The sequence below is a fragment of the Pedobacter anseongensis genome, assembly GCF_037482965.1.
Classification (GTDB): Bacteria; Bacteroidota; Bacteroidia; order Sphingobacteriales; family Sphingobacteriaceae; genus Pedobacter; species Pedobacter anseongensis.
Genome location: NZ_JBBHKB010000001.1, coordinates 44,791 through 58,575 on the forward strand (window position 1 = coordinate 44,791; position 13,785 = coordinate 58,575).

The 13,785-nt window shown below is 35.5% G+C and carries 14 protein-coding genes; 6 read left to right on the top strand and 8 right to left on the bottom strand.

Annotated elements, in window-relative coordinates; genetic code table 11:
• Position 1: 1 nt before the first annotated feature.
• The 8 genes from WG904_RS00175 to WG904_RS00210 form a co-directional block, all read right to left on the bottom strand.
• Positions 2 to 433, bottom strand: coding sequence for a GNAT family N-acetyltransferase (locus tag WG904_RS00175; RefSeq protein ID WP_339577277.1), 432 nt, complete (start codon positions 431 to 433; stop codon positions 2 to 4).
• On the bottom strand, positions 426 to 1,421 hold the full coding sequence (gene gap, locus WG904_RS00180) for a type I glyceraldehyde-3-phosphate dehydrogenase (protein WP_339577278.1): 996 nt from the start codon (positions 1,419 to 1,421) through the stop codon (positions 426 to 428). Before gap ends, WG904_RS00175 begins: the two co-directional genes overlap by 8 nt.
• 13 nt (positions 1,422 to 1,434) lie before the next feature.
• Complete coding sequence (locus WG904_RS00185; protein ID WP_339577279.1) at positions 1,435 to 2,565, bottom strand: MraY family glycosyltransferase; 1,131 nt, start codon at positions 2,563 to 2,565, stop codon at positions 1,435 to 1,437.
• Between the two features lie 66 nt (positions 2,566 to 2,631).
• A complete protein-coding gene (locus WG904_RS00190; protein ID WP_339577280.1) occupies positions 2,632 to 3,378 on the bottom strand; it encodes a glycosyltransferase family 2 protein in 747 nt (248 codons plus the stop codon).
• An 84-nt stretch (positions 3,379 to 3,462) separates the two neighbouring features.
• Positions 3,463 to 3,975: a hypothetical protein gene (locus WG904_RS00195; RefSeq protein WP_339577281.1), complete on the bottom strand. Its 513-nt coding sequence runs from the start codon at positions 3,973 to 3,975 to the stop codon at positions 3,463 to 3,465.
• Between the two features lie 379 nt (positions 3,976 to 4,354).
• Positions 4,355 to 4,732, bottom strand: coding sequence for a hypothetical protein (locus tag WG904_RS00200; protein ID WP_339577282.1), 378 nt, complete (start codon positions 4,730 to 4,732; stop codon positions 4,355 to 4,357).
• Between the two features lie 57 nt (positions 4,733 to 4,789).
• A complete protein-coding gene (locus WG904_RS00205; RefSeq protein ID WP_339577283.1) occupies positions 4,790 to 5,233 on the bottom strand; it encodes a hypothetical protein in 444 nt (147 codons plus the stop codon).
• A gap of 67 nt (positions 5,234 to 5,300) precedes the next feature.
• Positions 5,301 to 5,699 carry a hypothetical protein gene (locus WG904_RS00210; protein ID WP_339577284.1) on the bottom strand — a complete coding sequence of 133 codons (399 nt, stop codon included), beginning with the start codon at positions 5,697 to 5,699 and terminating at the stop codon, positions 5,301 to 5,303.
• Between the two features lie 488 nt (positions 5,700 to 6,187).
• On the opposite strand from WG904_RS00210, the gene WG904_RS00215 reads away from it, so the two are divergent.
• The 6 genes from WG904_RS00215 (at position 6,188) to WG904_RS00240 (ending at position 13,785) form a co-directional block, all read left to right on the top strand.
• A complete protein-coding gene (locus tag WG904_RS00215) occupies positions 6,188 to 7,021 on the top strand; it encodes a polysaccharide biosynthesis/export family protein (protein ID WP_339577285.1) in 834 nt (277 codons plus the stop codon).
• The gene (locus tag WG904_RS00220; protein ID WP_339577286.1) at positions 7,021 to 9,429 is read left to right on the top strand and encodes a polysaccharide biosynthesis tyrosine autokinase; all 2,409 of its coding nucleotides are present in this window, start codon (positions 7,021 to 7,023) and stop codon (positions 9,427 to 9,429) included. Before WG904_RS00215 ends, WG904_RS00220 begins: the two co-directional genes overlap by 1 nt.
• A gap of 18 nt (positions 9,430 to 9,447) precedes the next feature.
• Positions 9,448 to 9,954, top strand: coding sequence for a UpxY family transcription antiterminator (locus WG904_RS00225; protein WP_339577287.1), 507 nt, complete (start codon positions 9,448 to 9,450; stop codon positions 9,952 to 9,954).
• Positions 9,955 to 10,040: 86 nt separating this feature from the next.
• The gene (asnB, locus tag WG904_RS00230; protein WP_339577288.1) at positions 10,041 to 11,825 is read left to right on the top strand and encodes an asparagine synthase (glutamine-hydrolyzing); all 1,785 of its coding nucleotides are present in this window, start codon (positions 10,041 to 10,043) and stop codon (positions 11,823 to 11,825) included.
• Entirely contained in the window at positions 11,825 to 12,937 is a 1,113-nt protein-coding gene (locus WG904_RS00235) for a glycosyltransferase family 4 protein (RefSeq protein WP_339577289.1), read from the top strand. The genes asnB and WG904_RS00235 overlap by 1 nt, the downstream gene beginning before the upstream one ends.
• Entirely contained in the window at positions 12,931 to 13,785 is an 855-nt protein-coding gene (locus WG904_RS00240) for an ABC transporter permease (protein WP_339577290.1), read from the top strand. Before WG904_RS00235 ends, WG904_RS00240 begins: the two co-directional genes overlap by 7 nt.

Here is a 13,785-nt window from a genome sequence, read left to right on the forward strand (position 1 = left end):
TTTACTTTAAATTAATAATCATCTCATAATGTGGCCCAACACCTTCAATCTCAAACTCATCGGAGCTGAGCTCAAAGCCCTTTTTTTTATAAAATTCGATGGCACTTGAGCGGGCATTGCACCATAAATAGTTAGCTTTAGCAGCGTTAAGTTGGATAATTGCAAAATCTATTAATTCGGCGCCATACCCTTTGCCCGCAAAAGCTTTCGCTGTTGCCATTCCACGTAACTGATAGCCAAGCCCTTTTCTGTCTTGGTAATGATTTGGAAAAAAAGAAGCGACAGAAACTAACAACTCGTCTACAAAACAACCTAAATGAAACGCACCCTCAATTTGATCGGTTGGAAAAATACAATCTGCCAAAGAAAGTCCATTTCGCAATATTTTACTTCTTAGATCTAAAGTTTCCTGCGCCGAAATAAATCTAACCATTTGCTAAAGCTATTTTTTCTACTAAATCTACTAATCTGTTCGAGTAACCTGATTCGTTATCGTACCAGCCTACTACTTTCACCAAATCGCCAACAATAGAGGTAAGTTGAGCATCAAATATACAAGAATGCGTATTATTTATGATATCGACAGAAACAATTGGATCAATTGTGTATTGTACAATGGATTTCATACCTCCTTCAGCTTCTTTTTTAAAAGCTACATTAATTTCTTCTATGGTTGTTTTCTTTTTTAAAGTGCAGGTAAAATCCGTTAGCGAGCCATTTAAAACGGGAACACGAATCCCAGCTCCGCCCAATTTCCCCTCCAAATGTGGGAAAATATTCGTGATCGCTTTTGCAGCCCCCGTACTCGTTGGAATGATAGAAGCAGAGGCTGCCCTTGCTCTCCTCAGATCTTTGTGTGGCGCATCGTGTAGGCTCTGATCGCCGGTCATAGAATGAACAGTGGTGATGTATCCATCCTTAATTCCCCAATTATCATCTAGAATTTTCACCATTGGAGCCACATTATTTGTAGTACACGATGCATTTGACAGCACTTTGGCTGTTAAGTCGATAAGATGGTCATTTACCCCTATCACTACCATAGGAATTTCTTTCTCTGCAGCAGGCGCCGAAATCAGCACTTGCTTTGCTCCTGCAGTTAAGTGTTGCGATGCGCCATTTAAATTGGCAAACTTTCCTGTGGCTTCGATTACAAGATCAATTGCTAAGGATGACCATGGTAATTCAGCTGGATTCGAGTAGTTGTAAATTTTAATTTCATTACCATTAATTATTAAATGATCCTCATTAAAATGTATATCCCCTTTAAACTGCCCGTGAACCGAATCGTATTTAAAAAGATGAGCTAATGTAGATGGGGTGGTTAAGTCGTTAATAGCAACAACATTTAATCCACGTTCTACGGCAGTACGTAAAAAAGTGCGACCAATTCTGCCAAAACCATTTATTGCGATGTTCATACCGCAAAACTACCTATATCTCCGCACTTTTCCGATTAAAAGTATCGGTAAATAGAATGTCTCTCAATTGATATTGAGGATTATTTTTCTTGCCTAAGCTGTAAGTTATTATCGAGTTAAGCACTACAGAAATACCGAATAATAGCGATATCAATACAAAATTCCCTAGATTTTGGAGTGCTACTGCGAAGAAAATCATGCCCAAATTAAATATTGAGAGGCTAATTAATATTTTTTTTGTACTAAAGCCTAATTGTTGCAATCGATGATGTAAATGATTTCTATCTCCCTTAAAAGGCGATTTTTTATGTAAAATCCGGATAAAAAATATACGTAATGAATCGAATACAGGAACGATTAAAACGGCAACTGCAATAGCAGGTGCCGAATAAAAATTTGGATTTGGAACATCTCCGATTTTATTAAGTTCGATAAATTTAATCGCTAAAATTACGGAAACAAGTCCAATTAAAAGGGCACCAGTATCGCCCATAAAAATTTTTGCTGGCGAATAATTGAAGACTAAAAATCCGGCAATTGCGCCAGTCATAGCGAAAGCAATGAAAGCATAGGGTATCTCGTTTCCAATGGCAAAAAATACCCCAAAACTCAGAGCTGAGATCACCCCAATCGTACCTGCAAGTCCGTCGATACCATCGATTAAGTTAAAAGCATTATTTACAAAAATAATAAGTACAATAGAAAAAAGCCCTCCCCAAAGCGCATTTACCTCCCAAAGAAAAAACACGCCATATAAGCTACTTAACCTAAAACCGCCCAATACGACTAAAATGATAGCTACAATCATCTGCATTAAGAATTTGGTACTTGGCCCTACGCCATACAGGTCGTCTTTTAAACCTAAGCCAAAAAGAATAATACATGATGTTATTAAAAAATTTGCTTCTTGATATTTAACAGTTGTGGCAAATAATAAAATGGTAATGGTAAAGCTACAGAAGATAGCAACGCCGCCTAATCTAGATATCTGCAAACGATGCGATTTTCTATGACTTTCGGCACTGTCAAACAATCTATACTTCAAAGCAATTTGAATAATAGAAGGGATGCCCGATAAAGCTAAAAGAAAAGCTAAACCAACGATGGCAACATAGTAAAGTAGATTCCCTGCTAATAATTCCAAAATGTAGAGAAGGTTAATTAAAAATCAATGGTAGTTAACAATTATTGGTAGTGTAAGTTAATTATTTTAATGAACAAACTGTGTTATTTTACTTAATTTTTTTAACACAATGGTGATGGCAGCAAATGGAACCTTATTGGCAACAAGTGCTTTATAATCATTAACCAAACCTTTATATCGATGCTTTAGTGTCGCATTACTCATTCCACCTGTTCTCATATTAACAATAAGTTTATTTAAAAACACAGCTTTTACATGATACTTAAATAAAAATCTAACCATTAACTCATAATCTGCCGCACTATCATAATTTAAGGAGTAATTCCCAAAGGCTTCAAATAGCGTTTTTTTTGCATAAAACGTAGGATGAGCTGGCATCCAGCCCAAAAATATCCTTCTATTTGTATAGGGTTTAGAAATCCACTTTCTAATTATTTTATGGGTATTAAGTGGATCAACATAATTCAAATTTCCATATAGAGCATCTGGATTTTGAGAAATAAAACAGTTTGCAACCGAGCGGATTACATCAGATGAAGCAAACATATCGTCGGCATGCAATACTCCTATTACCTCACCAGTTGCCATTCTTATCCCTTTGTTTAAAGCATCATACATTCCATTATCCCTTTCAGAAATGAATTGACTAATGTGTTCTTTATACCGATCAATAATTTTTAAACTTCCATCCTTTGAGCCTCCATCAACAACAATGTATTCAATAGTTGCATAATCTTGAGCGATTACAGATTTAATACAATCTTCGAGAAAAGCTTCGCCGTTATATACTACAGTAATTATAGATATCTTCATTTCAATAGCATTGATTAGGCATCTTCGTTTAAGTAAAAATAGAAATTGGAATGTAAGAACTAAATTTTAGTGTAAATTAACATTTTATTTTAAAGATTTCACTTTCAAGAAAACCGTACCTAATATAGCGGTTCCAATTAAGATAAACCATGTATAGTTATCTAATGGGGTTGGAACTGGATTACATTTATCCGTTTTCATATAAGAATAAGAAACGTAACTATCTGTTGCTACGGGAGGGGCGCCTAAGTATGGTGCAATAACACATTGCTTCCCTAAGTAGTTAAATTCATTTTCGGCTGGGATTGGCACATTTTGCTTTTTTTCGTAGTCGTAATAACTACTTGCCCCGTACACATTAATGTATCCGCATCTATATCCCTGATGTTCATTAAAGCCATAACCCCAATAAATAGGAATTTTGGGACCGTTGCTTTTGTAATAAATTATTGGCGGTGTACCATTGTACGCTGGCGCCGTGCCTAAATATTGCGTATACACATAATCGTGACCAATTTTACATCCATTGCCTGAAATATCTGCAATGGCAAGTGTAGTGCAACACGTTAATATCAATAGGACGAGCAATTTCTTCATTTGGATACGGCAACTATGCATTAGATTTATCAAACTTAATGCCTTTAATTTTTTTCTAAATAAGCAATTAAGATGAATATTAAAACATTAATTACAAATATGACGATTTTAAAGATAAAATATTTTAAATAAAATACCCTTAATTGTAATTTTTAAGAAAAATAATTCCTTTAGGTTTTAAAAATTGCCTAGACAAGGTATATTATCTTCCGTTTATATTATAATATGAATTTCTTTACAATTAAAAAAATTTGATACTTAAATGCGTGGAATTTTGAGAAAAAAAATACTCGTATTTCCCCAGTTTTGCTCATCTTAAAATTTGTTAAAAAGTGTATCCTTTTACTTAACATTTTACAATCTTGAAAAAATCAGCTAATTAAATGGGAAAAAAAAGATGGGCTTTCTTCCTTACAGCAAAATATCCAACTAGTCCTACTCCCGCAATTAAATAATAAAGATTTGTATCTAAAGCAGTAGAACAAATGAATTTATGAGGATATAAAGTATAATTCACACGGTTATACCTATAGGTACCACAAGCTGAATTTGAAGTCCTTGTCCATGTTCCGTTTCCGGCACTTACAGGTGTACCATCTGGATTACCTGGGGTATAATATGATGAATAAAATTTACTACCTACTATTAATCCACAATCAGTTTGATTGCAACTAGGCGGATAGTGCGCAAAAAGATTGGTATTCCCAATAACTACTAAAACAAATGTTAAAACAACGATTAAATACTCTTTTTTCACTACAATCTCAAATTTTAGAATTTGAAAAGCGGTAAGCAATTGCCATGCCGTTGAGATTTAAGAGGAATAAGCCGAGATTTTTCGAATATAAAATACCGAAGAAGCACTAATGGCAAAGAACAAAACGACTACATATCTATCTAGTGGACAATTATAGGTGATGGTGTAGGTAATGGTATTGCCTAAATTCTTCACCTGTCCATTCGATACAATTGTGATGCCTTGTACAGCACATTGCGCTCCATAGCTCGGATTACCAACAAACTGTGGGCAACTCGAATAGTTGTTGTACCATGCCTGTAAAAAATCTTTCTTAGGAAGCGTATAGGTAGGAAAAGTAGGTATATACCACTGACTAACGGGATACGGTTGTTGGCCTTGATAGCCTGTATAAAGAAATTCATCGTTTCCAATCTTACAACCAGTTACCGTTTCAGCCCTGCATTCTACTACTCCTATTAAAAAAACTACAAAAAGCGAAATGAAATAAATGAAGCGCATCTTTGTGTAAGAACAAATTTAATGCCCTTAACCACAAATTAACATATTTTAATATGAAGGCTTAATTTTAGAGAAAATTTCTCCTAATCATCACAAATCCCGCACTACCAACTACAAGCATCATTAAGCCAACATAATCATCTAGGGGGCAGTTCGTAAATCCTTTTAATTTACCTGCTTGCTCATACCAGTAATCCGTTCCTTTTCCTGATTGATAATCATATGGGCCTGTACATTCTGTACATCTGCTTCTAGCCCTGATTACACAATTTCCTAAAACCACGGGTGAACAATAAATACCTGTACCTATTTGCCCCGAAGTTACTACTGGCGTTGTTTCGTATGCAGGGCCATAACCACGTGGGCTATTCACTCCTGCGGGGCCAGTGTATAAATAGCCTGTATCGTCTGATACACATCCAATAATTGTGTACGATTGCGAATACCCCATTTTAGTGAAACCCATCAATATTATTACTAACCATAATATTCTAAATTCACGTATACTCATTACCCTACTAAAACCGACTCTTAAATTCTTCACGTATTTTAACATTTAATCTTTCTTTAAACGCCCTATTCCCAAACACGTGCCATGCTCTAAGTAGATTATACAAAATCGTAAAAAACTGCCCTAATAATGCTTCCTAAATGGTTTTAACTTAAAAGTAGAATATTTAACATGAAATTACTATACGATTTGGGTCACACATAAAAGAGATAAAAATCACAAAATTTCCCCGAATTGGGGAACAAGTTACTCTCATCTGCATAAACCAAGAAGAAAATTATTTATTTTTTCGCTACAGTTAAAGATTAAACTGACGCTAATTCATGAAGGCTAATTATCCACATTTCGCCCATTTTAGCCCAAAATGTGGATAAATTTAAGGTCAACCTGTATTTGATTATCTCTTTTTTATAAAGACCTTTATCCAAATTAATTTAGACGTAATGACAAATTATAAGTATGTGAAGTTCTCCTATTTACTGGCTTTTGTTGCAGTCTTCCTCTTAAATTCATGTAGCACAACAAATAATGAAGCGCTATTTAAGTCTCAAAATGGAGTAAATCCTGAGATGGTTAAGGATATTTATGTAGTAAATGATCAAGGACCAGGCGAGCTTTATTACCGAATAAAAGAAGGTGATGTAATTTCGATTAGAAATCTTCAGGATATATATTGGGGCGGCAGTCTATCCCAACCAACATCTTCAGTCTCTCAAAACAGCGTTGCAACAACAAATACTGTAGATCAAGCCGCCGTAAGTTATATTGTTGATAAATATGGCCAAGTAAGGCTTCCAGCGTTAAAAGAAAAAGTGAAAATTTCAGGGTTAACCAGAACCGAGGCCCGACAGAAAATAGAAGATTTATATATAACCGGAAACGGCAAAGGGGGCTTATTGCCTGACCCCATCATTGAATTAAATATTGTGAATTTAAAGGTCCATTTGCTAGGTGAATTTGCTTCGCCCGGAGAATATCCACTTACTAAAGACAATACAACTTTAATCGAAATTCTTTCCCAGGCTGGCGGACTTAGTAAAACTGCAGACCCAAGAACAGTAAGAATTTTACGTGGGAAAGAAACCATTTATGTTAACCTTACCAATGATCGAATTATTGGAAACTCTAAATTAATTATGCAAAATGGCGATGTAGTTACGGTTGACCTCAATAAAAACGCACTAGACGGGGAAAAAATTCAAAGATTTAATAACGTGATACAACCTATTTTAGTTGTAGTTAATCTTGTGATACTCGTTTTCACCTTAAGTAAATAATGGAAATAAAAGATAATAAAGTAGTAGAGCACAAAGCGGTATCCCAAACTATTGATTTTTATAAAATCTTTAAGGTTTTTTTAAGTCGTTGGTATTGGATTTTAGGTTGTGTCATTGTTGCTATGCTCATCGCTAAAATAAACCTACTCTATACTGTTCCTTACTATCAAACCTCTGGACAGTTAAGGCTAAAGGAAACCAATCCTATGCTTAGCTCAACTAGTTCAGCAGCTGCTTCTCAGGTATATAATTATACCGATAAAATACAAGCTGAAAGCTTTGTAATAAAATCGCAAGCTGTAGTTTCGAAAGCGGTTAAAGCATTAAACTATAAAATTGCCTACTATTACGATTTGCGATGGGGACGTTTTGAAGCTTACCCGAACATCCCATTTAAAATAAATATAATTAAACAAGATTCGGTAAATTTTAATACTGGCGAATATCAAATTCAACCCATAAATGCCAGAACCTTTAGCTTAAAAACTCCAGAAGATGCTAAAGGTAAATCTACCATTTATAGATATGGTCAGCCCATTCATGCTGGGCAAATGATTTTTAGCATTAACTCGAAAGTTCCTCAAATCTATTATTTCAAATTCAATTCTGAAGCTGAACTGATTGGGAGAATTACAAGCGGGCTTTCTGCCACCGAAGCTGCCCGCTTTACAAATGTAATGAGTGTTAGTCAAACTGATCAAAATTCTGCCTTTGCAGCTGATGCGTTAAATGCTGTTATGAAAGAATATGTAACAAATGATATTATTGACAAGCAAAAATCGGCAAACCAAATGGTAGCCTACATAAAGAAGCAATTAGATTATATTACCGATCAAGTAGATTCGTCTGGAAGCGATCTACGGAACTATAAAATAAAAAACAATATTGTCGATATTAGAAGCGCCACAACAGAAATTTCGGCTAACCTTGCGGACGCTCAGTCAAGGAAGAAAATAGCGGTTATGGAAAATGTTGGGATTTCGCTATTACTAGATCAACTTAATAACAATACCGAAAAACTGGTGCCCAACAATAATATATCAGGGCCAACATCGGGCACTTTATTAGCATCCATTACAACCTTTAACTCACTTATTGATTCGAGAGAAAATAACATAAAAACCTATGGAAGCGGTTCGGAACCTATTCAGTTGCTGGATGCTAAAATAGCTGCCACTAAAGAAAGTATTAGAAAAAGCATATACGCTCTAGCTGAACTGAATAAAAAAACGCAACAAATTATTGATAATGAAATTGAGAAATATAATCAGCAGCTCACTACCCTTCCAGGTAAAGAACAGAGCTTTATTAAACTAGAAAGCACCTACGAGGTTAATAACAAAGTACGTACGTACCTCAAAGAAAGGCAATTAGAAGCGGAGATGAATACAGCTGCTGTTGTTGCAGGGGCTGAAATAGTAAATATGGCTTATGAAAATACTATCCCAACTGGGAATGATGCCCAAAACACCTATATCGCTGCCTTGTTTTTTGGTTTCGCAGTAGGCATTGGTCTGATTTTACTCGTTAGATTTATCAACCCATATATTTATGATAAAGAAACAGTAGAAGCACTCACCCGGACGCCTATCATTGGCGTAATTCGCAAATTTCCAGAATACATCGATAAAAACAATCGTCAAGCTTTATCGCTTTCCAAACCTAAATCTGTTTTCGCCGAGTCGGTTCGCTCCGTAAGAACCAACTTAAGCTTTATGGCAAGCCATAAGAAAAGTAAAACAATTTGTATAACTTCTGAAGTTTCTGGCGAAGGAAAATCTTTCGTAACTGTAAACCTTGCAGGAACTTTGGCATTAATTGATAAGAAAGTAATTCTAATTGCGGCCGACTTAAGAAAATCAAAACTTCACAAAGCCTTTGGAAGTAATAATAAAGTTGGTTTAAGCAGTTATTTATCTGGTCAAGCTGAACTAACGGATATTATTATACATGATGAAGTTCATAATATTGATTTCATGCCGTCTGGGCCAGTGCCGCCAAACCCATCCGAACTTTTGCATACCGACAAAATGAAGGAGTTACTGGCTATCCTAACCCCCAGATATGATTACGTTCTAGTTGATACTGCGCCAGTAGGTTTAGTATCTGATGCCATTCCCCTCATCCGCCAGTCTGATGTAAATCTCTTTGTGCTTCGCTCCGGAAAATCACAATTTAGAGCTGCAGCTATTCCCGAACGTTTATCACGTGAGTATGGCCTGAGCAATCTGGCAATTGTATTAAATGCTTTCGGAGACGACTCGCTTCATGCCAATTATTATACTACTGATTATTCTAGAGGAGGCGGAAATAGTACGTATTATTATTCTGACTACTCAGGCTATGCAGGATCAGGTTACTACGACAACGATCCTAAAAAATGGTGGGAATTTTGGAAGAAAAAGTAGTTGAATGGTTAATCGGGTATGATAGATAAAACCTACAAATGGTATCCCATTTACACACGATCAAGGGCTGAAAAAAAAACACAATTAGCATTAGAGAAAAAGAATATTATTAGTTATCTACCTTTAAGAAAAGTGCAGAAGCAATGGAGCGATCGAAAAAAAATTATACTTGAACCCTTACTCAAATCTTATCTTTTCATCTACATTTCAGCTAAAGAGTACAACGATGTGATAAATACCCATGGGTTTAGTCGTTTTATCTATTTTTCAGGAATAGTTACCTCAATTCCCGACAAGCAAATAGATGACCTAAAATTGTTACTTGCCATTGAAGAAGATTTGGAGATAAATGAAATTGATGTATCGCCTGGCGAAAAAGTTTTAATAAAAGCTGGACCCTTTAAGGGAATTCTTGCAGAATTAGTATCTTTAAAGAGTAACAAAAAAATAATATTAAGATTACAAAATCTTGGTTATTCGATTACAATAAATACCTCTTTGGCTTACGTTGAAAGAGTAAATTAAGTGTCTAATTTTTAACAGTTTACATCCTAAAAGTGTGACTGAGAGGGCGAAGCCATATAAAACCTTCAATAAATAAATAACCCACAATGTGCCGTATAGCCGGAATTATTAGCAAAAAAGATGAATTCATTTCGATCTACCAAAATGTGCTGGCTATGTGTAATGATATGGCTCATGGCGGTCCGGATGACGAAGGCATTAGCAATAACGAGAACGAAGATTTTGTATTTGGGCACCGAAGGTTAGCATTAATCGATTTAACTGAAGCGGGGCACCAACCCATGTATTATAAAGATTTATCCATCATTTTTAATGGCGAAATCTACAATTATCTGGAGTTAAAAGAGGAACTTATAGCATTGGGAGCTAGCTTTACGACTGCAACAGATACGGAGGTTATATTAGCTGGATATTCGACCTGGGGGGTCGAAATATTTGGCAAGCTTGAAGGCATGTTTGCCTTTGCGCTTCATGATAAAGCTATCAATTCTACTTACCTCGTAAGAGATCAATCTGGGATCAAGCCCCTATATTACAGTACGCAGAACGGAAAACTAATCTTTGCTTCCGAAGTTAAAGCGTTTAAAGCAACTGATTACCTATTTAATGAGGACAAAAACTGGAAAGCCTATTTTTTATCATTTGGACATATCCCACACCCCTTTACAACCCTTAAAGACGTATTTTCGTTACCGAATTCATGCTTCTTAAAATGGGATCACAAGCAGGCAATTTTCCAGATTGAACCCTTTAGTAAGGTAAATCGGAACGTAACAATTGTAGACAACTATGAAGCCAATAGCCTGATTCATGAGCGTCTAGAAAAAGCTGTAAAGGCCCACCTCATTGCCGATGCGCCTGTGGGTGTTTTTTTAAGTGGAGGGATCGACTCGAGTTTACTAACTTTAATTGCAAATAAATTTGTTGGTAAAAACCTAAAAACCCTATCTATTAACTTTGCAGAACAAGCCTATTCTGAAGAACAATATCAGCGTATTGTTGCTGATAAAACCTCTGGGAATCACACCTCTTACCTAGTTACAAAAAATGATCTAGAACAGCACCTTGATGAGATCTTAATGGCAATGGACCAACCTAGTAACGACGCCATCAACTCTTGGTTTGTGAATAAATGTGCTAAAGAAAATGGGTTAAAAGCCGTATTATCGGGTATAGGTGCCGATGAACTGTTTGGGGGATATCCATCTTTTAAAAGAATGGGATGGATAAGAGCACTGAAACGCTTTCCAAAATTTATCCTGCGCCTAGCGGATAAATTGCCATCAGAGAAATTAAAACGCATTTACTTCTTGAGTTACGAAAACCCTATTGGCGAATATTTATTTCTAAGAGGCTTTTTTACACCAGCAGCAGTATCAAAAATACTTCAACTTCCGAAAAACGATATTGATCAGTTGCTTGAAAGTTTTCCAATTGATCCAGAAGTGAATGCACTTAAAGATGGAGATAGAGCTTCATGGATGGAAACCAATCTTTTTATGAAGAACCAGTTATTAAAAGACACCGACTTCATGAGCATGACCCATGCTATCGAAGTGAGAGTTCCGTTTCTCGATCAAGAGTTATTGAAGGCAATCTATAAGATTTCTAGTGAAATAAAATTCAAAACAGATATCCCTAAAGGCCTATTAGTGAATAGCTTTAAAGATATTTTACCAGAAGCAATTTGGAATAGACCTAAAATGGGATTTACCTTTCCATTACAAGGTTGGTTAAGGGAGAATAAAAAGATAACTGATCCAGAACTTTATAAAGAAAGCGAATTTACTACTGCCTTAATTAAAAGATTTAAAGCTGGAAAGCTACATTGGTCTAAAGCATATGCATTATATCAGGTTTTTAAAAATTAATGAAAGCACAGAAAATTCTTTTCCTTACTCTTAACACCTTTAGCTTAACTGGCGGAATAGAAAAAGTAGGTAGGTGTGTTGCAAAAGTACTTTCTGATTTACAAGGGCATGGCGATCTTTCGTTTAAGTTGTTTTCTTTGCACGATGGAAACTCGGATGTGAATGAAAAGTATTTACTCAATCGGTACTTTAAAGGGTTTCGAGGGGGGGCTATTAAATTTGGCATTTTGTCGCTTTTGCAAGGTATTCGTTCTAATCAGGTAATTCTAAGCCACATTAATCTTTTGCTTTTTGCCAGGCTTATTAAATTGTTTTCTCCAGGTACAAAAATCATCGTTTTTGCACATGGTATAGAACTATGGAGAGAAATTCCGAAATGGAAAAAAATATTTCTTCAACAAAGCGTAGAAATTTGGGCAGTGAGTGCATTTACTGCTTCAAAATTGGTAGAAATCCATCAATTAAAGGCTGATTCTATAAAAATCTTGAATAATTGTTTAGACCCTTACTTTGTGCTACCCAAAACGTTCAAAAAACCGACACACTTATTACAAAGATATAATTTAACCATTGATCAGCCGGTACTTTTCACGTTAACAAGATTATCTTCTCAAGAAACTTACAAGGGCTACGATAACGTACTGATGTCGATTCCTACACTTTTAAATAAATTTCCTAATTTACACTATATCTTAGCTGGAAAAGCAGATCATATTGAAAAAGAAAGAGTGCAAAATTTAATTGATAAGTTAAATTTGAAAATGCATGTAACTTTAGCCGGATTTATCAAGGATGAAGAATTAACCAATTATTTTTGCTTAGGTGATGTTTTTATAATGCCTAGTACACAAGAAGGCTTTGGTATTGTGTTTATCGAAGCTGCTGCTTGTGGTACGCCGTGTATTGGAGGAAATATAGATGGAAGTGCAGATGCCTTATTAAACGGTAAACTTGGTAGCTTAATTGATCCAAATAAAGTTGAAGAAATCACAATGGCGATTAAAGACAACTTGTCTCACAAAAAAGACCCCCTCGCATTGCAAGAGTTGTGTATAAGCCATTTTAGCCATGCAAAATATGCCGACAAGTTAAAAAAATTAATTTTATGTTAAAAGAAAATCATACATGGACTATAGAGGCAAAAAGCGCCGTATTCGATCTTAAGTTAAAGGAACTTTGGGCGTATCGCGATCTTTTAGGGCTATTAGTCCGAAGAGATTTCGTATCTTTTTATAAGCAAACCGTTTTAGGCCCATTATGGTTTTTCATTCAGCCTTTATTTACCACCATTATCTACACCTTCATCTTCGGAAATCTAGCTGAAATTTCTACAGATGGTTTACCTAAACCGCTTTTCTATATGGCGGGGATTACTGCATGGAATTACTTCGCAGATTGCTTAACTAAAACCTCAACCGTTTTTAAAGATAATTCGGCGATTTTCGGTAAAGTTTATTTTCCACGGTTAATTATGCCCTTAAGTATTGTGATGAGTAATTTAGTCAGATTTGGGGTTCAGATGATCCTCTTTTTATTGTTGATTGCCTATTATTACTTTACTGGTGCGCAGTTCGTTGTTACTTGGGCAATCGCACTCTTTCCGCTAATTGTTATTTTAATGGCATTATTAGGGCTTGGCTTAGGAATGATCATCTCTGCGATGACCACTAAATATAGAGATTTGGCTTTTTTAGTAACTTTTGGTGTGCAGTTGTTAATGTATGCCACCACAGTTATCTATCCTTTATCAGCTGCTATCGAGAAATATCCTGCTTATAGCTGGATTATTGAGTACAACCCTATGACCCCGATAATTGAAACCTTTAGGTATGGATTTTTAGGAGACGGGAGTTTTAGTTGGGGTAGCTTAAGTTATGCTACAGGCATGACTTTCATCTTTTTAATTTTTGGAATTATAATATTTAACAAAGTTGAGAAAACATTTGTAGATACTGTTTAG

Excerpts from the sequence above, each read along its gene's own strand:
- WG904_RS00175 (WP_339577277.1), bottom strand. The coding sequence starts at position 433 with ATGGTTAGATTTATTTCGGCGCAGGAAACTTTAGATCTAAGAAGTAAA.
- gap (WP_339577278.1), bottom strand. The coding sequence starts at position 1,421 with ATGAACATCGCAATAAATGGTTTTGGCAGAATTGGTCGCACTTTTTTA.
- WG904_RS00190 (WP_339577280.1), bottom strand. The coding sequence starts at position 3,378 with ATGAAGATATCTATAATTACTGTAGTATATAACGGCGAAGCTTTTCTC.
- WG904_RS00195 (WP_339577281.1), bottom strand. The coding sequence starts at position 3,975 with ATGAAGAAATTGCTCGTCCTATTGATATTAACGTGTTGCACTACACTT.
- WG904_RS00205 (WP_339577283.1), bottom strand. The coding sequence starts at position 5,233 with ATGCGCTTCATTTATTTCATTTCGCTTTTTGTAGTTTTTTTAATAGGA.
- WG904_RS00210 (WP_339577284.1), bottom strand. The coding sequence starts at position 5,699 with ATGGGTTTCACTAAAATGGGGTATTCGCAATCGTACACAATTATTGGA.
- WG904_RS00215 (WP_339577285.1), top strand. The coding sequence starts at position 6,188 with ATGACAAATTATAAGTATGTGAAGTTCTCCTATTTACTGGCTTTTGTT.
- WG904_RS00220 (WP_339577286.1), top strand. The coding sequence starts at position 7,021 with ATGGAAATAAAAGATAATAAAGTAGTAGAGCACAAAGCGGTATCCCAA.
- WG904_RS00225 (WP_339577287.1), top strand. The coding sequence starts at position 9,448 with ATGATAGATAAAACCTACAAATGGTATCCCATTTACACACGATCAAGG.
- asnB (WP_339577288.1), top strand. The coding sequence starts at position 10,041 with ATGTGCCGTATAGCCGGAATTATTAGCAAAAAAGATGAATTCATTTCG.
- WG904_RS00235 (WP_339577289.1), top strand. The coding sequence starts at position 11,825 with ATGAAAGCACAGAAAATTCTTTTCCTTACTCTTAACACCTTTAGCTTA.
- WG904_RS00240 (WP_339577290.1), top strand. The coding sequence starts at position 12,931 with ATGTTAAAAGAAAATCATACATGGACTATAGAGGCAAAAAGCGCCGTA.